Here is a 23,476-nt window from a genome sequence, read left to right on the forward strand (position 1 = left end):
TTCGCTTTTCTTCGGTGGAAGCAGACCCGAGGTGATACCGGCGACGTAGACGTAGCAGTCCATCGCAATGGCATTGTTGTTCCGTTGCCAGTTTCTTTGAATCACACTGCCTTCATCATGCTTCTGATCGATTCGCTTACCAAACGATTCTCGATCGAAAGCGGGACCGTCCATGCCGTTGATGGGCTTTCGATGCGGGTAGCTCCCGGTGAGGTTTTTGGACTACTTGGTCCGAACGGGGCCGGAAAAACAACTACCTTGCGGATGGTGCTGGGACTGCTGGAACCGGACGAAGGCTTCGCAGAAGTTGCTGGCATCCGCACTTCCAAGGATCCTTTTGCTGCGAAGGCGAAACTTGGGTTTGTCTCAGCCAGCGACGGAGTCTATCCGTGGTTGTCGGTTCGCGAGATGCTGCTTTACTTTGCGGACTTGTATGGCGTCGCGCCAGACCAAGCGACCGCGAGACTGAAAGAGCTTGCTAGCGTGATGCAGATTGAGGCACTCCTCGACCGTCGCGCCGGTTCGCTCAGCACGGGTCAGCGCCAACGAGTGACCTTGGTGCGAGGCTTGATCCACGACCCTCCTGTGATGCTTCTAGATGAACCAACCCGTGGACTCGATGTCGTGGGGGTGCAGACAATCTTCGAGTACATCGAACATCTGCGTGCTGCGGGAAAGGCGGTTGTGGTCTGCACTCACCGACTGGACGAAGCAGAGCGTCTGTGCGACCAATTTGGGCTGCTGCATCGCGGCCGCATTCGTTATCGAGGCACATTGAATGACCTTCGAGAAGAAACCGGACGAGAACATCTTGTTGAGATGTTTGTCGATCTGATGAATTCCACTGACCCGGCGTTGACCGAGGACCACGCGTGAAACTTTCCTGGTCCCGGCTCGGCCGGCTCACTCAAAAAGAACTTCGGGAAACCTTGCGTGACCGACGGACGATGCTGACTTTGGTCATGATGCCATTGTTGGTTTATCCATTGCTCAGCATGGCGTTGAACCGCTTCTTGCTTTCGTCCGGCATGCCGGCGGAGCAAGCATTCATGGTCGGTGTCTCATCGCCTGATGAGCGAGATTTCTTGCAGACGCTGATCGAAGATCCTCGCAGCGCACCTCCGGAACCCATCCTGAAGGTCAACGGCGGTCAATTGGCTCGGTTTGAGGTGGTTGTGCCAGAAGAACTCACACCCGAAGAAGCGTTGTCTCAAAACCTGCTCGACATTGCGGTGCAGTTTCAACACGGCCCAAGCTCCATTCAGTCGATGGAGATCGTTTCGTACAACAACGATCAGGGCAGCAGCACAGCTCAGCGAATTCTGACCGAGCGTTTGCAGTGGTTGCAGCTGTCTGAAAGCCTTCAAATCGTTCAGCGAATTGATCCCAATTATCAACCGATCGATTTGAGAATTCGATCGATCGGAGAGAAAGCATCAGGATCCATTCTTGGCACGGTGATCCCCTTGGTTCTGGTTTTGATGACCATCACCGGCGCCGTTTATCCAGCGATCGACCTGACGGCTGGTGAAAGAGAGCGAGGCACGATGGAAGCACTGATGGCTTCTCCTGTTCCGCGTTGGTGGGTGTTGCTTGCCAAGTATCTTGCGGTTGTCTTCGTCGCCTTCCTCACCGCGATGGCAAACTTGCTTGCCATGTTCGTGACCATGAAGGTGACAGGACTGGTCAGCATGCTGGCGGGTGATTCAACAGTCGGGCTGCTGCAGATCACGCAGATTCTCGGTCTACTGCTGCTGTTCAGCTGCTTCTTCTCGGCGTTGTTACTTTCGCTTACCAGCTTCGCAAAGTCGTTCAAAGAAGCACAGGCATATCTGATTCCCGTGATGCTGCTTTCGCTTGGCCCGGCGATGCTTTCCCTGATGCCAGGCGTGACACTGGAGGGACCGCTGGCCGTCGCTCCGCTTCTGAATATTGTTTTGCTCGCTCGGGACATCCTATCCGGCACCGCCACCACCGCAGGCGCGGTCGTGGCCGTCACCAGCACACTGTTCTATGCGGCGGCGACTTTGGGCATTGCCGCGCGACTGTTTGGTAGTGACGCGGTTGAGCGAACTAGCCAGAAATCATTTGGTTCGCTTCTTCAACGGCCCGATACGGTTACCAATCATCCCAGCATGAGCCAGGCTGGGTTGGTTGTCGCCTTACTGCTGCCAGCCTCATTCCTGATCTCGAACGGTTTGATGCAGTGGCTGCGAATCGTGTCCGATTCCATCTCGGTTGGTTCACAGCTGTTGCTAAACGCATTGAGCCTGATCTTGGTTTTCGGTTTGATTCCACTTTTTGCAACTATCATTGGAAAGCATCGCATCCGATCGACGTATCGATTCGTGATGCCACCGCTTGCGTCAATTCTGGGTGCCATTGTCTTGGCGGGAGGAGCCTGGGCGTTTGCACATGAAGCCTTGGCGTTGGCCGACCAGTTTGGAATCGCCCTTCTTTCGGACGACCAAATTGAACGCACAAGGTCTTTGCTAGACAAATGGAAAACGGTGCCACCATGGCTACTCTTGTTGACGATGGCGGCAACCCCGGCTCTCGTCGAAGAGTTCTGCTTTCGAGGCTATTTATTCTCCGCATTCTCGGCTGTCCTTCGCCCTTGGCAAACGATCTGCACGACCGCATTGCTATTTGGACTCTTCCACGTCTTTGTCGGCAGCACGTTGTTGGTCGAACGCTTTCTACCCACCATGCTGCTTGGATTACTGCTGGGATGGGTCGCCTTCCGAACCGGCAGCGTCTGGCCAGGAGTGGTCTTGCACTTCTTCCATAATGGAATGCTGGAATTAGCCGCGCGTTATCATGACAAGCTCGATTTCCTCGGGCTCAGCGATGCAGATGGCTCCAAGCACTTGCCTTCCAGCTGGCTCGTTGCTGCGGCACTCATGGTCATGATTGGCATCGCGATTGTCGCATGGTCGACACGAAGACAAGCCAGCGAGAGCTCAATCCAGAACTAGCTGGTGTGCACAGCTTCAACTTCTTCGCTTCCCACAAGCGTGTCGCTCGTTGAAGCGGATGCCGCGTTCGTCTTCTTCTTGCGAGCGGCTGCGTTTTTCTTCCCAAGATTGTCAACCAAGTAGCTGACCTGGGCCTGCAACTCTTCCGCATGCTCTAAGAAATAACTGAGCTGAGCCAGCGATTCGTGTGACGAATTGGCAATGACCTCTACCTTGCCGATTGGCACCGACTCGTCTTCCCCTGGTCGAGTTGCGAAGAGCGGGATTCGGACAACGCTTTGCATTGACTTCTCCGGCAAACGGATACTTTGCCAAGTCGCATGATAGCCTTCGTGCAACCAAGCCATATTCGCGTCGATTTGCACTTTTGCGAGATCATGCCGTTTCGCGAATTCGACCAATGGTTCCCAGACTGGTTCCCAGCAACCATCGCCTTGAATCTGGACACTGCGCAAATGCTTGGCTGACTCACAATCCTTCGGACGCACCGCAAATGAATGGGCAAAGTGGTACAGACGCCCGAGAAGAAGGCGACACTCCGAATGACCGAACGTTCGAGTCAGAACCAAGAAGCCCAAAACGGCTCCTGCTCCCAGAAGAACCAGCCAGTCTTGATTGAACCGAACTGAGAGTACCGCGATTGTTGAGCTAAGCGTGCAAAGGCCAGCAACCACCAACAACATCCCATTTGGACCGAATTTTTCGTTCAACAGGTGATGCAAATGTCCTCGGTCCGTTGCATACATACTGCGTCCCGTCATCCATCGTCGAATGATTGCTGCAGAAGAGTCGAACAACGGCAGAACCAAAATCGCGACCGGTGCAGCAACGACAACCGCGGACTCCTTCAATGAGCACCACATTGCCAAGACGCCGACCATCAGCCCGATCATCATGCTCCCCGCGTCGCCCAAAAAGATTGTGGCGGGCGGGCGATTGAAGACCAAGAAGCCGAGCAGTGCGCCACATAAAGCAGTTGCCGCAATGACGGTAGATGCAGAGTGTCCACTCGATGCACTTAGCAATGCCAGCCCGCCGCAAACAAACGCGCCGACCGTGGTCGCCATGCCGTCGGCTCCGTCAAGCAGATTGAGCGCGTTGATCGCGAGCAACAACCACAAGACACTGACGGGAATCGCAAAAATCCCCAAAGGAATCTCGAAACCGAAGAGCGAGATCGATCGCATGACCGTTCCACTTCCCACAACGATCATCGCGATGACGCATTGAGCGAGTAGCTTCTGTCGGCCACGCAGTGCCCACTTATCGTCAATCAAACCAACGATCAAGATCGCCGACGAGGCACCCAGCAAAACAAACCAACGAGATGACAACTCCGTCATCTTGCCGAATTCCGCCCAACCACTTTCGTAAGCGATGCCAACCAGGAACGCGATACCGGTCGCGATGAAAACGGCTAACCCGCCCGCCAATGCGATTGGCCGATCATGCAGTTTCCTCTCCGCATCTGGGTTGTCCACCAATCCCACTCGAATTGCGAATGCACGCACCACCGGCACCAGTACCAGCATCGCGATGAAAGCAGCGGCAAGAGTAACGAGGATGAATGGTGTCATTGCTAGTTGATTCAATCAGAGAAGGGCATTTTGACACGGTGAAGGCAAAGAATGTCATGACAGGAACGATGTCAGCTGATGACAACCGGTAAACCCTGTGTGACAAGAATAGCTCTTTATTCTAGTACAACGTCTCCGTGATGCATCATCTTACGCGTCCGCTCGAAAGCTATCCCCCGCGCGTACGAAAAGTTAACGGAACTCCGCGAAAATCGTATTGGGCAATCGTTCCAAACCGTAAATCTCCCCGAATCAGGTGTCCCAAGAAGGGGCCACCGCCCCTCCCAAATACCGAAAACACAAGGAAACCAGCAGGCGGACACCTGTGGTTCCAGTGCCCCCCGGAACAGTCTCACTAACCAGGCGGACTGCTAGCACCCCCATTTCATGCACATTTGGCTAAACCGGCATCGCAGAAGGGGCGATAAAGAGTGCGGGGACTTCGCCTGCTAGCAGAATCGCTGCAAACGGTGCGACCCTGATTCCAAACGCCGTTGCAGCCAGTTCGAAGGGCAAGATGGCGGCTGGAAATGTTGCACGCACGAGTCGTGTGATCCAGATAGATCCGCCGCTAGGGGAGCCGGCATTATGACCCAGCTTAATCGACATGACGCGTCCGTCCGCCCGAAGCTATCGAGGCGAAACATCATTCGTCAAAGAGCTCAACGAGCCTTCTTGGCGAGTCTTGCGGCGGGTATTTTGACAACGGGGATGACCGGCTGCACCATCATGGGTGGCCTGCAATCCAAGCTGACTCGAAGTGAGTGCATCGACGACTTCATGGTCTCGCATCGCAACAAAGTCATGGCAGAAAAGGCCTGGTTGCGAAACGCTCACTGCCACAAAAAACACCGCCATTCGAAAGACCTCCGAAAGGGTTTTATTGATGGCTACATGGAAGTCGCGACCGGCGGATCTGGGTGCACTCCCGCGGTCGTGTCTCCTGACTACTGGGGTTGGAAACATCAATCTGGCGATGGGCAAAGTGCCGTCAATGCTTGGTTCGAAGGTTTCCCACTCGGAGTGAAAGCCGCTGAACAAGACGGAATTGGTTACTACAACCAGATCCGTATTCAAACCCCAATGCGACCAGCTTCGGCGGCTATGACCGGATCAATGGCCCCAACGCCAGTTGCTCCTGTACCGCCCATTCCAACGGCCAATGTCTTGCCGCCAGGCATTCAGTTGGGTGAAGGTGAAACTCTTGTGCCAGGCCGAGTCACGTTCGAAGAAGCAAACGAACTGACCGGTACAAACGTGGACATGAATCACGTGAAACAGCAAGCACCGCCTACACCGCCTGCAATCAAATCTGTATCACCGAAATCGAATATCACCAACGATCCATTCTCACAGGTTGCACCTTCGCAAAGTAACGAAACCTTGGTTGCGGAAGGTGCTGGAGCAATGCTGAGTGACATCCCACAAGAAGGTGGCGATCAATTTGGTGATCCGACCGACATCAAACAACTGTTCCCGGATGTTGACAGCGTTTCGTCTCCTCAAGACACCAGCGCATCAGACCTTGTCCCGCGGACAAAGCAAACCCCGGTTAGCACTGATGTGGCAGAACCAACCCAAGACGAAATTGATTCGGTAATCGAAGAGATTTTCGGACGGCCAGATCGCCAGGCCCAATCAAATGAAGCAGTCGAATCGCCTGCAAACAATCAATCGATGCAATTCTTGTTCGATTGATTTCTGACCGTTCCTCAACCACAGACCAGTCCGGGCGGCTTTGCACCCGATTGCACTTTCAGAGAGTTCAAGGATGAACATCAACCTCTTTCAAACTCGAGTGTGGAAACACATTCGCACCACGGTTGGACTTGGCGTGGCCGCCTCGCTGGTCGCTTCACTGACCGGCTGCTCGTCACTGACCCAGCCAATCGATGGTGTTCCAGCTCACCGATTGCCGCCCGAATTCTTTCCGGCACCCAAGAACAACTTGGTTCCGGTTGATATCGCGTTGCTGTCTCTTGAGCCACCACGAGACTACCAGCTCGGCCCCGATGACATCCTCGGTGTCTACATTGAAGGCGTTCTGCCTTTCAATCCGCCCAACACTCCACCTGAGCCACCTCCGGTCAATTTCCCGGAACAGGACAGCACCCTGCCACCGTCGATTGGTTACCCAATTGCGGTTCAGGATGATGGAACTCTGTCGCTGCCGCTGATCGAACCCCTTGAGGTCGAAGGCCTCACGCTCGATCAAGTCCGCGAAAAAATTCGTGAAGCCTACATCGACAATGACATTCTGCGAGAAGAAAAAGCTCGTCCGATTGTCACGCTTATCAAGGAACGAACCTACGATGTGATCGTGGTTCGGGAAGATGGATTGGGACAGGGAAACCAACGGAACCTCCAGACGCAGGCGAGTGAGTTCATTCGGGGCACGGACAATTCCGCCAGCGGCGGCTTGGTCAAACTTCCTGCGTACAAGAATGATATTTTGCACGCTCTGGTTGAAACCGGCGGTTTGCCAGGTCTGAACGCAAAGAACGAAGTTCGGGTTCTGCGAGCCAGCGAAGCTGACAAACGCAAACGAGCTCAGTTTGTTCGAGACTTCTACGCGTCTCAACGCAACGCCATGCTCGACCCATGTGTTTGCCCGCCGGAACTTCCGCCAGACCCATCGATCCTTCGCATTCCATTGCGACTTCCACCTGGAGTGATCCCAAACATCACACCGGAAGATGTGGAACTGCAAGACGGCGACATTGTGTACATCGAAAACCGCGAGACAGAAGTTTTCTACACTGGTGGTTTGTTGCCCGGCGGCGAGTTCCCACTCCCTCGTGACTATGATCTCGACGTCCTCGGTGCGATGGCTATCGCAGGCGGTGGCATCGGACAGACGACTGGCGGTGGAGGAGGATTCGGAGGTGCACGGTCGGTTGGTGGAGTTCCACCTGGAATGCTGTATGTGCTTCGTCAGACACCATGCAACGGACAAGTTGCAATCGAGGTTGACCTTGCCCGGGCCGTCAACGACCCGCGAAGTCGCCCACTGGTTCAACCTGGTGACACTCTGATTCTTCAATACAAATGTGAAGAAGAAGTGCTGAACTTCAGCCTCGGTACATTCTTCACCTACGGTATTCAAGAACTACTGCGAAACTAGTCCTCGACCGACGATCGAGTCAAACAAACGAAACGTCGCCTCTACCCAGGGGCGACGTTTTTTCGTTGACCAAGCGGCTCCCGACCGGCCTCACAGCTTCACAAGCAAACTTGATCCCAGTCGGCTCACCCAAACCTCTGGAACAGGAGCCTCAAAAGTCATCCGCTCTTTCTTCGTGGGATGCATGATGGAAAGCCGCCAACTATGAAGTGCGATCCCAGTCGGCCAAGACCGCTCGCTTCCATATTTGATGTCGCCCAAAATGGGGAACCCAGCCTCGGACCATTGCAAGCGAATTTGATGCTTGCGGCCTGTGAGTGGCTTGACCTTAAGAAGCGTTGACTCGCGGTCGTACCCTGAAACTTCGTACTCCAGACGAGCCTCCTTGGCATCAGCTCTGGAATGATGAGCCACACACATGCGGTGAGCTGCATCGTCTTTGTAGACATCGTCGACCAAAGAGCCCTGTTGCTGCTCGACTCGGCCTGCGACAACCGCGAGGTACGTCTTCTTCGCTCCATCGCCAGAATGATTGGCGAACTGAGGCGTGAGTCTGCTGGCCGCTTTACTGGTTCGGGCCATCACGATGACACCCGAAGTCATCGAATCGAGCCGACTCACAATTCCGAGATAGACCTTCCCCGGTTTGTTGCACGTCCGTCGGATGTAATCACAACCGAGCGAATGCAAAGTCGGCTGCCCAGCAGCTCCCATCGTCGCTAACTTGGTCGGTTTGTTTACCACGAGCAAATGGTTGTCTTCGTAGATGACGTCGACTTCGCTCATGTTTCTCGAATCCCAAAATAGAAAGTTTCGCCACCGATGGGTGAGTCAGCCAACGCGAATTTGAAGTCAGGCAAGCGTTCGCTGGACCAAGCCCAGAAGATCCTGCAGGACGTATTTGGGTATCGCTCATTTCGCCCCAGCCAATCTGCCGTCATTCAGCACGTTCTCGCTGGTGAGCACGCCATGGTGATCATGCCAACAGGACGTGGCAAGTCGATGTGCTTCCAAATTCCCGCGTTGCTGGGGAGCGGCACCGATCTGACGTTGGTACTTTCTCCGCTGATTGCTTTGATGCAGGACCAGGTCGATGGGCTGGTAGCAAAAGGCGTCGACGCGACGCTCATCAATTCCTCTTTGGATCGAAGTGAACGCGAAAAGAGGCAGAAGAACTTACGCGACAACCAATATCGTTTGCTATACGTGACGCCTGAACGATTTCGCAAACCTGAGTTCCTAGACGCAATTTCGGGCCGAAACATTCAGCTGCTCGCAATCGATGAGGCACACTGCGTCAGCCAGTGGGGCCACGACTTCCGACCAGATTACAGCAGAATCGCCGACATCCGGAAACAACTGGGCTCTCCCACCACGATTGCCCTGACCGCGACGGCAACCGCGGAATGCCGGGCGGACATCGTGGATCAAATTGGCCTGGCCGAATGCGAGATGAGACTGTTCCATGAAGGGATTGATCGTCCCAATTTGCGGATCGACGTCGAGTCCGTGATGGGCGAGAACGAAAAATACGAAACGATTCTCGAGGCACTTTCGGCCCCACCATTTTCTCCAACCGACGATACGCCCGTTGGCGGCGCTATCATCTACTTCTCGCTGATCAAAACGCTGGACCGCTTCAGCGACCTGTTGTTGGCACGGTCTATCGATCATGTCTGCTACCACGGCGATCAATCACGAAAGGATCGCCGTCGGATACAAAACGAATTCATGTCCGGCGAACGAGACCTCGTTTTGGCCACTCCCGCATTTGGAATGGGAGTCGATAAAGAAGATATTCGGCTGGTCATCCACGCTGAAACCCCTGGATCGATCGAATCCTATTATCAGGAGATTGGTCGAGCGGGCCGTGACGACAAACCAAGCCGCTGCCTTTGGCTATACGATCAAGACGACTTGATGACGCAGATGCAATTCATCGAGTGGGCCAACCCCGATGCGGATTTCTACGACCGTCTCTTGTTCGCTCTGGAACATCATGCGGATCGATGCACTGCCTACGGCTTGGACTGGCTTCGCAAGGAATTGCAACGGGTCAGTCCACATGACCACCGGGTCGACACAGCCATTGCGATGCTCGATCGACATGGTGTTGTCGCAGGCCCAAGAGAACCGGAATGCTTTCAGCTGATTGGCGTTTTGCCAGAGAAGTTCCGTGACAACGGTTGGCTGGCGGAGAAACGACAGCGAGATCAAAAACGTCTGTATGCGATGGTGCAGTTTGCAGCGACACCAGCAGAGGAACGCCAAGCGTTCCTCAATCGGTACTTTCTAGAAAGCACGATTATTGGTTGAGACAGCTAGGCCACCTGATGCTTCAAACAAATCCAACGCCTGCACGGTTTCTGCGACATCGTGCACACGGATGACATGAGCCCCCGCCGCTGCAACCGCCATTGAAACGGCCAACGTGCCAGCCATCGGGTTGTACTCGTCATTCAAATTACGTTCATTTCGATCCAAAACTTTGCGAATGAAACCCTTTCGGGAATGACCAATCAAAATGGGTGAGCCGATGGAAGCAAAACGATTGGTCGCTCGCAGCAAGGTCAAATTGTGGTCGTGTGTTTTCCCGAAACCGATGCCGGGATCGAGGCAGATTCGCTCGGGCTCGATTCCCTGGTCCAAACAAGCCTGCCGTCGAGCCAGCAAGTACCGCTCGATTTCATCAACAACGTCGCGGTAGCTGGGATCGTCCTGCATCGTCTGCGGAGTGCCCTTCATGTGCATCACACAGACGCCAACACGTGTCTTGACGACGACCGCCGGCATTTCCGGATCGCCTTCCAGACCACTCACATCGTTGACGATCTCCGCGCCCGCCCGAATGGCTGCATTGGCGACGGACGCTTTGCTGGTGTCGATACTGATTGGAATGGCCAAGCAATTCGCCAACCGCTCGATCACCGGCCCCACTCGTTCCGTCTCAATTTCCGCATCCACCGGATCGCTATACGGCCGCGTGCTTTCGCCGCCGATGTCGATCAAGTCGGCTCCATCAGCCTGCATCTTCAGAGCGGTTTCGACCGCTAGGTCCAATGTTTCCGAGGTGGTCAGCTGCTGACCAGGAGAAACAAATCGACCACCATCCGAGAAGCTATCTGGGGTGACATTCAGAATCCCCATCACCAGCGGACGCCGGCCGATTTCTAAATCGCGCCGAGAAGTCCGCCAAACAGCACGCTGCATCATGTGTAGCGAACGTTCTGGTGTTCAGGTTCGAAGAAGGCAGGGAGCATCGAATCCACTCGCAACAACCCTTCGCGAGTCAACTTCACTTCATCTGGATGGATCTCCGCCAACCCTTCTTCAACGTAGCCTTCCCAAACCGATTTCCAATTTTCGACGATATCAACGCCGAACTTTGACTGAAAATATTCGCGTTCGAGGAACCCACGCTTGAGCAACAAAATCATCTCGCGGATCAGTGCTTGATGCTCGGTCGGTACAAACCCACGTCCCAGAGGCAGCTCTCCACCTTCGATCGCACCGAGGTACTGCTCCATGTGCGGCAAGTTCTGGTAGTTAGCTCCTGCGGCGTGGCCGAAACTCGCGATTCCGGTCGCCAACAAATCGGCACCTCGCCACAGATTGTCGCGATACGAAAAGTTAACTTTGCCCGTATCTTTGACCAACGTGTAGGCACTGCTGACTTTGTAGCCCGCCGATGTCATTTCGTCGAAGGCATAGCTGACCCAGTCACGCTTGGTCTGCCAATCCGCAACAGGACTTTGAATTTTGTTGCCCAAGATGTCGGCGCTATAAACCGTGTTAAACGGCAATTCCATTTGGTAGATCGTCACACTCTCCGGTGACATGTCGATCGTTCGCCGGATGTTGTCTTTCCAGTTTTCCCAGGTTTCTCCGACCATTCCCGAGATCAGGTCGATGTTCACGTTGGGGAACTGAGCTGCTTCGATCCATTCCCAGGCCGAGAAAACTTGTTTGGAAAGGTGTGCTCGACCGTTCTCTTCAAGCAACTTGTCAGAGAAGTTTTCGATTCCCAAACTCAATCGGGTCACGCCCAATTGCTCTCGCAACGTTTTGACCTTGGTCTCACTCAGCGTGCCCGGTTCACACTCAAACGTGACTTCTTCGGCACCATCCCAAGTGATGTGCTCACGCAATCGATCGGCCAGTTTCGTCAATTGTTTCGGGGACAGAAAACTGGGTGTCCCTCCGCCGAAATAGACGAAGCGGAACGGTCGATCGCCCATCACTGGCAACTGACTGACCATCGAAATTTCATTGCACAACGCGTCGACATAGCGCTGGACTTCTTGTGCTTTGACGTCAGTGAAGACTTTGAAGTAACAAAACTTGCAGCGTTTCCGACAGAACGGGATGTGCAGGTACAACCCCAGCGGATTTTCGCTCGTCGGCGCAGAAGCCATCCGCTGCTTCACTTCATCGAGCGAATCCGCCTTCCACTGACTGTAGGGCGGATAATTACTGATGAAGTAACTACCGACTTCAGTCTTGCTGCCTTCGGGCTGTTTTTCGCGAGACTCGTCCTGGGTCGATGCAGTCGTCATAGGTTTCCCGTTTGCGTGCGAATGGTCTACTTCAGAATAGTCGATTGGCTGCAAACACCGAACCGGTGAGCTCCGAATCGAGTTCAGAAACGCATTTCTTAAGAATGTTTACTTCGGCCCAAAACTTCGAACCACGCCTTCGTCATCCGCGATGACCAAGCGTTCCCCTACGATGGCGGGTTCGCCGATGAAGGCCCCCCGAATCTCGAAATTCCATTTTTCATCCCCATTCTCAATCGACAAACGCAAGAGTCGTCCGTCGGTGGAAGCGACCCAGACATCGTCACCGGCGATAACGGGCGAGGCATCAGCACGTCGTTTCAGTGTCACCCTCCAGCGCAGTTTGCCCGTTGATCGCTCGATCGCATCCACCGTCTTGTTTCGGCTCGTGACGATCACCACATCATCATTCACCGCAACACTGCCGCGATATTCTTGGGCTCGATCCGGATCGCTGTACTCCCACGTCGGCATGCCGTCCTCTTCGGAATCGTTCTGCGGAGCGAAAGCGTACAAAACTCCATCCATGATCGGCACAAACAATTTGCCGTCACGGATCGCTGGCGTGCTCCCAGTTGGTCCGCCAAGTGGAATTGCATCCCGCGAAGCCTTCCCGGTGGTCAAATCCACCACGTGAAGGCCACCGTCGCACCCGCCCAAATAAGTCTTCCCATCGCCGACAGAAGCTCCACACCGAATTTGATCGCCAGTTTCGTATTTCCAAATCAGCTCTCCAGACTTCATCGCGAAGCAATACAAGCTGCCGTCCTGACTAGTCACCAAAGCTCTTGGTTGCAGCTCGATTTCACCGGATGCTCCAAGACGACGCAGCGTATAAAACGATGGCGAAGCACTGATCTCTCCATCCGTCAAACCTTTCCAAAGCTGCTCCCCCGAGGCTGGATCCCAGGCGACGACATTTCCTTCGACGTCGCCCGACACCAAAACGGTGGTTTGAGTCGCCGACCATGCATCGATCTGTTCCGTCGTCATCGGAGTGGTCCCTTCGGGCAGATCACCGGCATCCAAAACATTCACCGCACCAATCGCCTGGCTGATGTTTTGCGGAACGAACAACGAAGGCGAAGCGACGAAGCCTGTGTCCAGCTCGTGACGCCAGAGTGATTCTCCCGTCGACAGTTCGAGAGCTTCCATTCCGCCCATCACATCGACGACAAAAACATGCTTGCCGTCGCTGACTGGAGCCGCCTCGATTGCCTCGGCGGTTTTCGTTTCCCATTGCAGAACCAACTCGTCTGCAACTCCCTTCGAGCGAGCACCTGTTGCGGCAAAATCGCCTCTGGAGGTGGGCCAAATCTGTGAGCTGAGATCCTCTGCCGTCACCGATGGCAAAACGAATCCACCCAGCAGCAAGGCAAAGCAGCAACCGAAGCGAAGCATGGCGGGAACCTTTCTGGCCGACGAGTTGTCTTGGAAGCGTTGAAACGTGTCTTGGCGGCAGTAAAACATGGTCAATTCAGCACAATTTGTGACATTGAGATCGGCCTCCCGTACTGCCCTTCGGAACGCTGCCGACTATTATAACCTCGTGGCGAAGTCTCGCCCCATCCATCCTCCATCCCGACCACCGAACATTTATGATTTGTGTCAGTCTCGGCCGCGCCCGCCACAAACGCATGATTGCCGAACACCAGTTCTTGGTCGAACAAGGTGCTCAGCTCGTTGAACTGCGTCTCGATTACATTTCCCGCGCCGTCGACCTGAAACGATTACTCAATGACCGTCCGGGCCCCGTGGTCGCCACGGTTCGCAGGAAAGAAGATGGCGGTCGGTGGGAACGATCCGAACAAGATCGCTTGATGCTTCTGCGGAGTGTCATCGCGGCGGGTGCCGAGTACGTCGACATCGAAGCCGACGTCGCGGCTCAGATTCCTCGCTACGGCAACACCAAACGAATCATCAGCTACCACGACTTCAGTGGCACGCCGGAGAACTTGGACGAATTGCACGAGGCCATGGCCGCCGAAGACGCGGACATCGTCAAAATCGCGTGCATGGCGAATTCATTCTCGGACAACATCCGAATGATCAACCTGTGCAAGAACGCGAAAATTCCGACGATCGGAATTTGCATGGGCGAAATCGGCATGCTGACGCGAATTCTTGCCAACCGCGTCGGATCTCCGTTCACCTACGCAACGTTCAGTTCCGACAAAAAGCTTGCCCCCGGCCAGCTCAACTGGAAGGAAATGAACAGCGTTTATCACTACGAAACGATCAAGGAAGACACTGCGTTGTTCGGCGTGATCGCGGATCCGGTCGCCCACAGCCACAGCCCATTGATCCACAACGCCGCGTTCGTCGATGCGGGACTGAACGCACGCTACCTTCCACTTCGCGTGCCGAAGGATGATCTACCATCTTTCATGAGGACCTGCAAAGAGCTGGGTATCCAAGGAATTAGCATCACAATTCCTCACAAGGAATCGGCGTTGCAATACTGCACGCAAGCCGAATCCAGCTGCACGGGTATCGGGGCGATTAACACGATGATCTTCAACGGCGACGATCGCCTCGGCTACAATACCGACTATCGCGCCGCAATGGATTGCATCGAAGAATCGTTCAAGATCGAACGAGGAACCGAGAACTCGCTGCAAGGCAAAACGGCTTTGGTCCTCGGCGCCGGCGGCGTCTCGCGAGCCATCGCGTGGGGCCTACGCCAACGCAAATGCGATGTCACGATCAGTTCGCGAACCCGCGAACGGGCCGAAATGTTGGCTGCTGACATCGGTTGTCGTGTGATCGACTGGGAAGAACGCCACGAGGCCAAGGTCCAGCTACTGATCAACGGGACGCCCATCGGTATGCACCCCGATGTCGACAACACCCCCTTCAATCAATCGGCACTCAATCAGTTCATGGTCGTGTTCGACACGGTCTACAACCCTGAAAACACCCTTCTGATCAAACAGGCGACGCAGAAACAATCTCGTGTGATCACGGGCGTCGATATGTTTGTTCGCCAAGCTGCGTATCAGTACAAGCTGTTCACCGGACAAGAAGCGTCGATCGAGTTGATGCGAAAGAAGATCAAAGAGGCAACCAACCCAGTTCGCCTGAACTAGGACGGAAACGGCGTCGCTTCAATGCTCGACAGATGAGCCTTTAATTCCTCAGATCGACAGCATTCGGTTGCGAGCCACGACGGGCCACTTCTCGATCGCTCGATGATCACGCACGCATTCCGCGTGCTGATGCAGTGCGACGGTCGGACAAACATGCACGGGAACTCCGTACAAAACGTCACCACAACGAAGTCGGCAAGGCAGCTTCGTTCTCAGAACCATGTGCTCTTCGTTGTGGCCAACAACCTCGTGATCGGCGTCGAAGTTCAGCCAACGCACGCGAGGCAGCGGCATTTCTGACGCGATCGACTTGTGTCCGAGATCCAAACAAACGTCGAACTTGGTCGGCCGACTGATCACGCGAGTCAAAACCACTGCGGCAGGTTCGAAGGGCATTGAGGGCGAAAAAGTAGGCTGGCCCGCATCCCACAATACGGTCGTTCCTGCACCGGTCTCAACTTTCACTTGTCGAGCACGTGCGTCCGCCTGCCAAAAAGCTGACGTGGGCGTTCCACCAGCGACCAAACTCATCCGATCGCCACTCGCTCGCTGGATCTCCTCAAACCAAGTCCAGAATGGCTTCACGACTTCGTCGAATTGACGCCTCAATTCTTCCGAGTCGGTGTCGTGCAGATGACCGTCGTAAACATGGATCCCGGCCAACCGAAGGTGATCGCTGGCTCGGATCGAGCGAACCAATTCAGTTGCAGCATCGGTAGGTGCGATGCCCGTCCGATGCATTCCGACATCAATGTCAATCCAAACGCTTCCCTGCGAACCGGCCGCTTGAAACGCTGATTCCAAGTTCGCCACAACCGATGGGTCATCCACGAGGCAGGAAAGCTGACAACTCGGATACTGTTCGACCAGCTTCACGAACCGTCCGATGTTTGGCCCGACCGGCTGAGCCGCCAAAAGGACATCCGCCGCCCCAGCTTTCGCGGTCATCTCGGCTTCCGCGATCGTTGCGGATTTGAAACGAGTGATTCCAGACGCGATGCTCAACTCCACGATGGCGGGCATCTTATGAGTTTTGACATGCGGCCTTAGCTTGTCCGCTCCGCCCGCCATCTCAATCATTCGGTCCAAGTTGGCTTGAACTCGGTCGGCGTAGAGCAACAATCCAGGCGAGAAAACCTGGTCAACATTGTTCACTTCGTACCAGGGGCTCGATTTGGTTGCCGTAGAAATGCGAATTCGATCAGTCCAATGTTTCAAGTTCAACGGGCAAGACCAACTCGGTTCCCTGACGAATCACGGTCAAGTCGACAACATCGCCGCTTTCATAGTTCTCAAAAATCAGCGTCAGGTCCGAGGTCGATGCGACAGCCATATCATCGACCGCGACAATGATATCGCCCAGGACAATGTCTCCGAAACGAGTCCGACGGGTCGGACGCAATCCCGCTCGCTCAGCGTTGCCGCGCTCAGGCATATCCAGGATCAAGACTCCGGGTGGAAGCTTGAACCGCTTGCTCATCGAATCGCTTGCAACCGTGATCGCGATTCCGGGACGAATGATACGCCCGTGTTCGATCAGTTCAGGCACGACCCAACGAACCGTATCAACAGGAATCGCGAATCCGATTCCTGCGTAGGCGCCGGACGGGCTGTAGATTGCGGTGTTCACACCAATCAATTGCCCCGATCGATCCAACAATGGTCCACCGCTGTTTCCGGGATTGATAGCGGCGTCGGTTTGAATCACATCTTTGATCGGCACCCCGGAGTCCGATTTGATTTCGCGACCGAGTGCGCTAATGACTCCCGTCGTAAGCGTTTGATCCAGCCCGAACGGATTGCCGATGGCGAGTGCCGTCCGACCAACTTCTAAATCAGCCGACACACCGCGCGGAATCGGACGCAAACGTTCCGGTGGAGCGTCGATCAGCAGAACCGCCAAGTCTTTGTCCGGAGCGACACCGACTAGCTTCGCAGGAAAGCTGGTTTGATCATCGAACGCGACCATCGCGACGTCTGCATTCTGAATAACGTGGTTATTGGTCACAATGTGTCCGGCTTTGTCCCAAACAAACCCGGTCCCACTGCCTTGCGGGATCTCCTGCACATTCATGCTGAAGTAGTCGCGTGCGACCTTCGACGTCGTGATGTGAACGACGGATGGAGACGTGACGCGAAACAATTCGATCGTTCGCGTTTCTGAATCGGCCAGGTTGCCGGCAGAAGGAACATGCACAGGAATATCCGGTGCAGCCTCAGGCTCTTCAACTACTTTCGAAGCCACCGCCGGTCGTTGAGTTTCGACCGCAGCTGGAACCATCCGCTCAGCGTTGGGACGCCAGAACAAAAGGCCAGCCACCATGAACATCAGGCCCAAATTCATGACAGCCAAGACAACGATGGCGGATCGTTTCGAGGCCGACATCACGACGCGGTGAGACTCCAATCGCGACGTTGACGACTGCTAGGAATCCCCATTTTCTTGCGGTATTTCGTGACCGTCCGGCGAGCGACAGTCATACCAGCCTTCTTCAACTCGTCGACGAGGTTCTCGTCACTGTAAGGTTTGCTCTTGTCTTCTTTATCGATCAGCTCTTGCAGTTTCAAGCGGATCGTGTCCCAAGCAACATCATCGCCGTCTTCGGTCTGAGTTCCACCGACGAAGAACCGACGCAACGGAAGAATCCCGCGAGGCGTCTGAATCCACTTGTCGTCCACCGCGCGACTGACCGTTGTCACGTGGACACCGACCTTGTCCGCAATTTGTTGCATCTTCAGTGGCTCAATCGCTTCCGGACCTTCATCCAAGAACCGTTTTTGATGCTCGACGATTGCCTCGGATACCCGAGTCAAAGTACTTCGCCGCTGCTCGATCGAATCAATCAACCACTGCGCACCGTTGATCTTTTGTTTGATGAATTCTCGTTCCGCATCCGTGCAATCCGAAGCTTGCAATCGACGGCGGTAATACTCGCTGATGAACAACGTTGGCACACGATCATCATCCAAGCGAACTCGGTACTCGCCCGATTCGTCTTGTTCCAAAATGATGTCTGGTGTCACGTTCGGAACATAGGTCTCCAAGAAAGCAGCACCAGGCTTCGGATTCAAGAGATGCAACTCTTCGCGAAGCTCTTGGATCAACTCGATTGAGAAACCAGTTTTCTTGCTGATCTGCGGAAGCCGGTTCTCTGCCAGATCATTGAGATGCGATCGAATCAAAGTCGACAGCTCATCGAAGTGCGCGACCGAAGGATCCAACTGCGATATCAAGCATTCACTCAGATCGCGAGCGGCGATACCACTTGGTTCCAATGACTGAACCACGGCCAACGCTTCTTCAGCCTTCTCGTAGTCTTCTTTCGAGTGTCCCGATGGCAACAGATCGGCCAACGGCATTCGCAGATAACCGCCATCGGAAGCGTTCAGCGTGCTGATGATGCGTTCGGCAATTTGCTCCACCTCATCATCAATGTCCATTTCCGCAAGCTGATGCAGCAGATAGTCATTCAACGACTCGGGTCGTGACTGAGCGTTAGCCATCATGTCGTGGCGACGGTCAGCGTCTTCGGACATGCGGTTTGCACTTTGACGAAACGAATCATCAAACGTGCTCGGCAAATCCGAGTCCATGTTCAGCAAACGCTCGAAGTCATCCTTGTTGTCGTGATCGTTGTCGACAACAAGTTCCTTTTCGTTCTCGCTGCGAGTGTCCTTGTCCGGGACCTCATCGTCGCCATCGTCCGGGTTCAATGGATCCCCGGTTTGTTGCTCCAGCAAAGGATTCTCGTTCATCTCCTGCTCGATGCGTTCCTGCAATGCCAACGTGGGCATCTGCAGGATTTCCATCGACTGGATCATCCGTGGAGCGAGTTTTTGTACTTGGCTTTGCCGGGCCTGAAGCCCCACTGACATCCGCATGAGAATCTTTTCTGAAATGCGTGACGTGAATCGAAGGGAAGGTCGCCACCTCAGCGAGAACCGAGTGAGCGAATTCGGTGCCAATTCATCACTGGCATGAGGATTATAACCGCTGTCTACCCGTCAACGCATCGGCAATTATCTCACGATTGGCATATTCCAGGACACTGCCCGATGTAATCCCACGAGCCAAACGAGTGATTTCCACCGGAAATTCCTGCATTAAGTTCGATAAATACAGCGAAGTGCCATCACCTTCGACCGTCGGATTGGTCGCCATGATGATCTCAGAAAAATTTCCGGTTCGCACCCGTTCCACGAGTGAATCGATGGTCAGTTGGTCGGGCGTGATCCCGTCGAGGGGTGCAATTCGACCGAGCAGTACGTGGTACAGACCGGAATAAACGCCCGAGGCATCGAGACTGAGCAGATCGCGGGGCTGTTCGACGACGCACAAGCGGGTCGCGTCCCGTTTTGGATCCGAGCAAATCCGGCACAACTCCGTCTCGGACAGGTTGTAGCAAACCGAACAATAGCGAACGTCGGTGCGAACCCGACGAATAGCCGACGCCAGTGCTAACGCCTCATCCTCATGGACTCGCAACAAGTGAAACGCCAAACGCTCAGCACTTTTGCGACCGATCCCCGGAAGCTTGCTGAGTTGGTCGACTAGATCAGAGACCGCACCGGCATGTCCGCTCATCCATTGCCGCCCGTCAAACTCGACAGCAGCCCATCAACACCGGGCATGTTCAAATCCATGTCCGACGCAAGTTGGCTGATCGCACTGGCGTACAGTTGCTTTGCAGCCGCGCCCGCCGCGTTGGTTGCGTCACGGATGGCATGCTGAAGGTCTTCGGGGGCAACCACTTCGCCGCCACCAACGCCCAAAATCTCCGGCGCAATTTCGACGGACTGAACTTCACCAATCCCATTCATGACAACTTCAACGTGATTGCACGATGAACTGGCCGAGACACGCTCGCTCCGCATTTGCTCGTTGAGTTCCTGCATCTTCTGCGGGATTTCTTGCAGCTTGCCAACCATCGATGCGATGTTGCCGAGATTGCCGAGGCCTTTGAACATGGGTCCAATCCAGTGGAACGAGAGTCAGGGATGACAAATGAAAGAGTATGAGTAGAAGGACAATCGAATCGACCAGCCTCACCCGCGAGGAGTGTCGACTCGAACGATTTCTGCCCCCAGCAATTCCACGCAAGACTGAACCAACGGATTGGCTTGTATCTCACGCATTCGTTGCATTCGATTTTTGTTCTTCGGTTTCGCCGCAGCGACCGGTTCGATTTTTTTGACAGCGGTCGCCTCAAACTGCAAGGTAGCACGCCGGCCAGTCACCCGTGAAAGCGTACGGAGGATTTCCTCCTTGTGCTCAGGCATCTGGCAACGACTGAACGCCAGCCCAGAGTTGCCGGGAAAGATCAACCGGAGCACACCGGGTTCGGGCGAATCAACGCGTTCAGCGGCCTTTGCCAAAGTCGCCGTCATCGGATCCATCTCTTGCAAAACCTGAGACCAACTCGATGTCGCTTCGTCGCCGGAAATCACGGGATAACCGTCGGTGGATGTCGTTGATTCGGTCGCGGTGGCCGACTTTTCCGCGCCCTCACTCTGCGGTGGTGTCGCGACAGCAGCGGCAACGCCACTGGATGAAACCGCCTGCGATTGCGTTGCGGGCTGCGAAGATGTCGCCGCGGCGGGAGCCGAATCGACGGTAGGAGAACCAGACGGAGCCGCCGCAGCGACCGAGGCGGTCGCACTCGTCGCGGCTCGATGATCCCCGGATGGTGCGGCTGGAGAGTCCACCCGAACCTTCGTGTCTGAACCGACGGCGGGCGAAGCTGAATTGGATGGGCCCGCAGATGGCGGCACTGCAGCCGCACTCGGTGTCGAGCTAGCTACCGCGGCTCGCTTTTTTTTTCGCCAGCTGATTTACCACCACCAGCTCCCGACGCTGCCGCGGTCAAATCGGAGATCGCTTGCAAATCGGGCAGATGGCAAACCTGAATGACGGTTGCTTCCAGCAAGACGCGGGCATGAACGCTATGTCGGATCCGCACCAGCGTTTCGTCGACCAAGCCGACAATGGCGAGCACCGTTTGCAACCCCCAGCGTCCGGCCAGCTCGCCGAGCGAACCGTGCATCGATACAGCCGCGTACCTCATCAACGATGCTTCGCACCCAACGGCGACCGCCATCAAATCGCGGAAGTAGCCGAGCATCTGTTCCGCCAGACGCCCCGCGTCGACACCCGCTGCGATGGCTTCGTCAATTTGCGAGAGCGCCGCCGAGGCATTTCGATCAGCCATCGCCTCTGCCAATCGATGCAGTCGTTGATCGTCGGCCGTCCCCAACATCGTGTGGACATGGTCCGCCGTCAGATGACCATCGCTAAAACTCAGCACTTGCTCGAGCAGCGACTGGCTATCTCGCATCGACCCAGCAGCGCGACGCGCCAACAACTCCAACGCTTCGTCTTCGACTGTGTTGTCTTCGGCTTCAACAATTTCACGCAAACGCTGCACGATCTTGTCGCTTTCGACCGGAGCGAAATCGAATCGTTGGCAACGGCTGAGCACGGTGATCGGAATCTTTTCCGGATCCGTCGTGCAAAAGATAAACTTGACGTGCTCGGGTGGTTCTTCGAGCGTCTTCAGGAGCGCGTTGAACGCGGCTCCCGTCAGCATGTGAACCTCGTCGATAATGTAGATCTTGTACCGCGATCGACTGGGGCGGACACCAACGTTGGCTCGCAGCGATCGAATCTCATCGATACCGCGATTGCTGGCACCGTCGATTTCGATCACATCGACGTCTTCTCCGGAATCGATCGCCTGAGCGACGTCGCTTTCATTGTCCGGATTCGCGGTCGGACCATCGGGGTGATTCAGAGCTTTGGCAAAGATCCGAGCCGTGCTGGTCTTGCCGACACCGCGAGCCCCCGTGAACAGGTAGGCGTGCCCCACTCGAGAAGTTTCGATCGCGCCCTGCAAAGCACGGGCGACGTGATCCTGGCCAACAAGTTGCGTGAAGTCCCGTGGCCGATATCGTCTCGCGACAACGACGTAAGAACCGTTGTCCGCAGATTGATCGTCGCTCACAGATTCACGTGAAGTCGTAGAAACGGGCAGGAAAACGGCTGGCAATTGCGTCTGCTCGGTGGCGGCAACCCTCACACAAAGTTACACCGCTTATGGCTGCTCCAGTTAAGGCCTGACCAGGTTCACGACTCACAGTCGCAAGGGTCGCCACCATCGAGCAGATCGCAGCATCCAGTGTAAGACAAGCATCGGATTTGCGAAACCCTTCCCGAACTCAGTTTGAGGAAGTTGCTGCGTGATTCGCTTCATCGCATCGATCGCAGTTTTCGGTTACTCTGAACAGCAGCGGTGGCCGCTATCGGCGATGCTCTGGCCCAGTCTATTCTGCAAACGATTCGTCTATGAATCTTGCGAAATGCTGTCGCTGGAGCGAAATAAGAGCCCACTCGGGTGAATCTTGTCGGGAATGAAACAGATGGAAAACGGGTTCGAATCCCAAACAGAAATCACCTCCGACCCCATCGACGAGATTGAGTTGGAACCAAGCTGGAACGCTTGGCAATCACTCCCGGAGAGATGGCAGCAGAACCACGGGTCGCTGCTAATGGCTTTCGCGACACTCGTTTTCCTGACCGGAATCGGAGTCCTCACCTACCGACAAAACCAATTCCGCCCACCAGCTTTTCCCGATGCGTCTAGCATCAACCCTCCCAGCAACGAACAGTTGACCGCCCTGGATCTTGCCAATGGCGAAGTGTCTCTCCAAGCAGCAAACAGCTCGGCCGACCAAATCATGATCCGCGTGATCGGTGCGATCCCAGGTGACGCATTGGTTTGGCTGGCGATCTACAACGCGGAGACTTCATTCAACGACCCGGAAAATGCCTTGGTTGCCGCTCAAGTTCCCGTTCAGCCAAACGGAGTGGCCGCTTGCACGATCCCCATCGAGCAACTGCCGACACGATTCGCCATCGCGGCGTTTCATGACACGAACAACGACGGTGCATTGTCACGGAACCAATTCGGCATCCCCGCCGAACGTTACGGATTCAGCAACGACGCACGTGGCAAGTTCGGACCGCCCGCATTTGAAGAGGCGGTCATCGATCGACCCGCGAATGGCGAAACGCCAATCGAGATTCAAATCTACTGAACGATGCCTTCGGCAAACGTATGTTGCCGAAACGAGCGTCGAATCAGCCGGCATCCTT

General features: G+C 55.0%; 19 protein-coding genes and 1 other RNA gene. 7 read left to right on the forward strand and 13 right to left on the reverse strand.

The window, feature by feature from the left end:
* The first annotated feature begins 117 nt into the window (after positions 1-117).
* Together RE6C_RS08050 and RE6C_RS08055 are read left to right on the forward strand one after the other, a co-directional pair.
* On the forward strand, positions 118-876 hold the full coding sequence (locus RE6C_RS08050) for an ATP-binding cassette domain-containing protein (protein ID WP_008655491.1): 759 nt from the start codon (positions 118-120) through the stop codon (positions 874-876).
* Positions 873-2,978, forward strand: coding sequence for an ABC transporter permease subunit/CPBP intramembrane protease (locus RE6C_RS08055; RefSeq protein WP_008655494.1), 2,106 nt, complete (start codon positions 873-875; stop codon positions 2,976-2,978). The genes RE6C_RS08050 and RE6C_RS08055 overlap by 4 nt, the downstream gene beginning before the upstream one ends.
* On the opposite strand, the gene RE6C_RS08060 is transcribed toward RE6C_RS08055, so the two are convergent.
* Entirely contained in the window at positions 2,975-4,555 is a 1,581-nt protein-coding gene (locus RE6C_RS08060; protein ID WP_008655496.1) for an MraY family glycosyltransferase, read from the reverse strand. The genes RE6C_RS08055 and RE6C_RS08060 overlap by 4 nt on opposite strands.
* Before the next feature lie 588 nt (positions 4,556-5,143).
* On the opposite strand from RE6C_RS08060, the gene RE6C_RS08070 reads away from it, so the two are divergent.
* Both RE6C_RS08070 and RE6C_RS08075 read left to right on the forward strand, forming a co-directional pair.
* Entirely contained in the window at positions 5,144-6,253 is a 1,110-nt protein-coding gene (locus RE6C_RS08070) for a hypothetical protein (protein ID WP_008655498.1), read from the forward strand.
* A 73-nt stretch (positions 6,254-6,326) separates the two neighbouring features.
* The gene (locus tag RE6C_RS08075) at positions 6,327-7,679 is read left to right on the forward strand and encodes a polysaccharide biosynthesis/export family protein (RefSeq protein ID WP_008655499.1); all 1,353 of its coding nucleotides are present in this window, start codon (positions 6,327-6,329) and stop codon (positions 7,677-7,679) included.
* A 90-nt stretch (positions 7,680-7,769) separates the two neighbouring features.
* On the opposite strand, the gene RE6C_RS08080 is transcribed toward RE6C_RS08075, so the two are convergent.
* On the reverse strand, positions 7,770-8,465 hold the full coding sequence (locus RE6C_RS08080) for an RluA family pseudouridine synthase (protein WP_008655500.1): 696 nt from the start codon (positions 8,463-8,465) through the stop codon (positions 7,770-7,772).
* Between the two features lie 36 nt (positions 8,466-8,501).
* On the opposite strand from RE6C_RS08080, the gene RE6C_RS08085 reads away from it, so the two are divergent.
* The gene (locus RE6C_RS08085; protein WP_008655501.1) at positions 8,502-9,995 is read left to right on the forward strand and encodes a RecQ family ATP-dependent DNA helicase; all 1,494 of its coding nucleotides are present in this window, start codon (positions 8,502-8,504) and stop codon (positions 9,993-9,995) included.
* On the opposite strand, the gene folP is transcribed toward RE6C_RS08085, so the two are convergent.
* From folP to RE6C_RS08100, 3 genes are all read right to left on the reverse strand, one after another.
* On the reverse strand, positions 9,972-10,892 hold the full coding sequence (folP, locus tag RE6C_RS08090; protein WP_008655503.1) for a dihydropteroate synthase: 921 nt from the start codon (positions 10,890-10,892) through the stop codon (positions 9,972-9,974). The two genes, RE6C_RS08085 and folP, sit on opposite strands and share 24 nt — an antisense overlap.
* On the reverse strand, positions 10,889-12,235 hold the full coding sequence (locus RE6C_RS08095) for a coproporphyrinogen-III oxidase family protein (RefSeq protein ID WP_008655504.1): 1,347 nt from the start codon (positions 12,233-12,235) through the stop codon (positions 10,889-10,891). Before RE6C_RS08095 ends, folP begins: the two co-directional genes overlap by 4 nt.
* A 108-nt stretch (positions 12,236-12,343) precedes the next feature.
* On the reverse strand, positions 12,344-13,705 hold the full coding sequence (locus RE6C_RS08100) for an outer membrane protein assembly factor BamB family protein (protein WP_008655505.1): 1,362 nt from the start codon (positions 13,703-13,705) through the stop codon (positions 12,344-12,346).
* Positions 13,706-13,833: 128 nt separating this feature from the next.
* Here RE6C_RS08100 and aroE point away from each other — a divergent pair, with 128 nt between their 5' ends.
* The gene (gene aroE / locus RE6C_RS08105; protein WP_008655506.1) at positions 13,834-15,324 is read left to right on the forward strand and encodes a shikimate dehydrogenase; all 1,491 of its coding nucleotides are present in this window, start codon (positions 13,834-13,836) and stop codon (positions 15,322-15,324) included.
* 48 nt (positions 15,325-15,372) lie between these two features.
* On the opposite strand, the gene RE6C_RS08110 is transcribed toward aroE, so the two are convergent.
* From RE6C_RS08110 to ffs, 8 genes are all read right to left on the reverse strand, one after another.
* Positions 15,373-16,479 (reverse strand): D-TA family PLP-dependent enzyme, encoded by a 1,107-nt coding sequence (locus tag RE6C_RS08110; protein ID WP_008655507.1) that lies wholly within the window; start codon positions 16,477-16,479, stop codon positions 15,373-15,375.
* Positions 16,480-16,525: 46 nt separating this feature from the next.
* Entirely contained in the window at positions 16,526-17,710 is a 1,185-nt protein-coding gene (locus tag RE6C_RS08115; RefSeq protein ID WP_008655508.1) for a S1C family serine protease, read from the reverse strand.
* Complete coding sequence (rpoN, locus tag RE6C_RS08120; RefSeq protein WP_173401779.1) at positions 17,710-19,206, reverse strand: RNA polymerase factor sigma-54; 1,497 nt, start codon at positions 19,204-19,206, stop codon at positions 17,710-17,712. Before rpoN ends, RE6C_RS08115 begins: the two co-directional genes overlap by 1 nt.
* A gap of 103 nt (positions 19,207-19,309) precedes the next feature.
* A complete protein-coding gene (gene recR, locus RE6C_RS08125) occupies positions 19,310-19,909 on the reverse strand; it encodes a recombination mediator RecR (protein ID WP_007327785.1) in 600 nt (199 codons plus the stop codon).
* Complete coding sequence (locus tag RE6C_RS08130; protein ID WP_007327784.1) at positions 19,906-20,292, reverse strand: YbaB/EbfC family nucleoid-associated protein; 387 nt, start codon at positions 20,290-20,292, stop codon at positions 19,906-19,908. The genes recR and RE6C_RS08130 overlap by 4 nt, the downstream gene beginning before the upstream one ends.
* A 78-nt stretch (positions 20,293-20,370) precedes the next feature.
* A complete protein-coding gene (locus RE6C_RS32785; RefSeq protein WP_236618024.1) occupies positions 20,371-21,030 on the reverse strand; it encodes a DNA polymerase III subunit gamma/tau in 660 nt (219 codons plus the stop codon).
* Positions 21,031-21,122: 92 nt separating this feature from the next.
* On the reverse strand, positions 21,123-22,325 hold the full coding sequence (gene dnaX / locus RE6C_RS32790) for a DNA polymerase III subunit gamma/tau (RefSeq protein WP_236618025.1): 1,203 nt from the start codon (positions 22,323-22,325) through the stop codon (positions 21,123-21,125).
* Positions 22,326-22,382: 57 nt separating this feature from the next.
* Positions 22,383-22,477, reverse strand: an RNA gene (gene ffs / locus RE6C_RS30060) — signal recognition particle sRNA small type.
* A gap of 254 nt (positions 22,478-22,731) precedes the next feature.
* Here ffs and RE6C_RS08145 point away from each other — a divergent pair.
* Positions 22,732-23,418 (forward strand): DUF2141 domain-containing protein, encoded by a 687-nt coding sequence (locus RE6C_RS08145; protein WP_008655516.1) that lies wholly within the window; start codon positions 22,732-22,734, stop codon positions 23,416-23,418.
* Positions 23,419-23,476: the final 58 nt, after the last annotated feature.

The sequence above is a fragment of the Rhodopirellula europaea 6C genome, from assembly GCF_000338295.1.
Lineage (GTDB): Bacteria > Planctomycetota > Planctomycetia > Pirellulales > Pirellulaceae > Rhodopirellula > Rhodopirellula europaea.

Excerpts from the sequence above, each read along its gene's own strand:
- RE6C_RS08050 (WP_008655491.1), top strand. The coding sequence starts at position 118 with ATGCTTCTGATCGATTCGCTTACCAAACGATTCTCGATCGAAAGCGGG.
- RE6C_RS08060 (WP_008655496.1), bottom strand. The coding sequence starts at position 4,555 with ATGACACCATTCATCCTCGTTACTCTTGCCGCTGCTTTCATCGCGATG.
- RE6C_RS08070 (WP_008655498.1), top strand. The coding sequence starts at position 5,144 with ATGACCCAGCTTAATCGACATGACGCGTCCGTCCGCCCGAAGCTATCG.
- RE6C_RS08075 (WP_008655499.1), top strand. The coding sequence starts at position 6,327 with ATGAACATCAACCTCTTTCAAACTCGAGTGTGGAAACACATTCGCACC.
- RE6C_RS08080 (WP_008655500.1), bottom strand. The coding sequence starts at position 8,465 with ATGAGCGAAGTCGACGTCATCTACGAAGACAACCATTTGCTCGTGGTA.
- RE6C_RS08085 (WP_008655501.1), top strand. The coding sequence starts at position 8,502 with ATGGGTGAGTCAGCCAACGCGAATTTGAAGTCAGGCAAGCGTTCGCTG.
- folP (WP_008655503.1), bottom strand. The coding sequence starts at position 10,892 with ATGATGCAGCGTGCTGTTTGGCGGACTTCTCGGCGCGATTTAGAAATC.
- RE6C_RS08095 (WP_008655504.1), bottom strand. The coding sequence starts at position 12,235 with ATGACGACTGCATCGACCCAGGACGAGTCTCGCGAAAAACAGCCCGAA.
- RE6C_RS08100 (WP_008655505.1), bottom strand. The coding sequence starts at position 13,705 with ATGTTTTACTGCCGCCAAGACACGTTTCAACGCTTCCAAGACAACTCG.
- aroE (WP_008655506.1), top strand. The coding sequence starts at position 13,834 with ATGATTTGTGTCAGTCTCGGCCGCGCCCGCCACAAACGCATGATTGCC.
- RE6C_RS08115 (WP_008655508.1), bottom strand. The coding sequence starts at position 17,710 with ATGTCGGCCTCGAAACGATCCGCCATCGTTGTCTTGGCTGTCATGAAT.
- rpoN (WP_173401779.1), bottom strand. The coding sequence starts at position 19,206 with ATGCGGATGTCAGTGGGGCTTCAGGCCCGGCAAAGCCAAGTACAAAAA.
- recR (WP_007327785.1), bottom strand. The coding sequence starts at position 19,909 with ATGAGCGGACATGCCGGTGCGGTCTCTGATCTAGTCGACCAACTCAGC.
- RE6C_RS08130 (WP_007327784.1), bottom strand. The coding sequence starts at position 20,292 with ATGTTCAAAGGCCTCGGCAATCTCGGCAACATCGCATCGATGGTTGGC.
- RE6C_RS08145 (WP_008655516.1), top strand. The coding sequence starts at position 22,732 with ATGAAACAGATGGAAAACGGGTTCGAATCCCAAACAGAAATCACCTCC.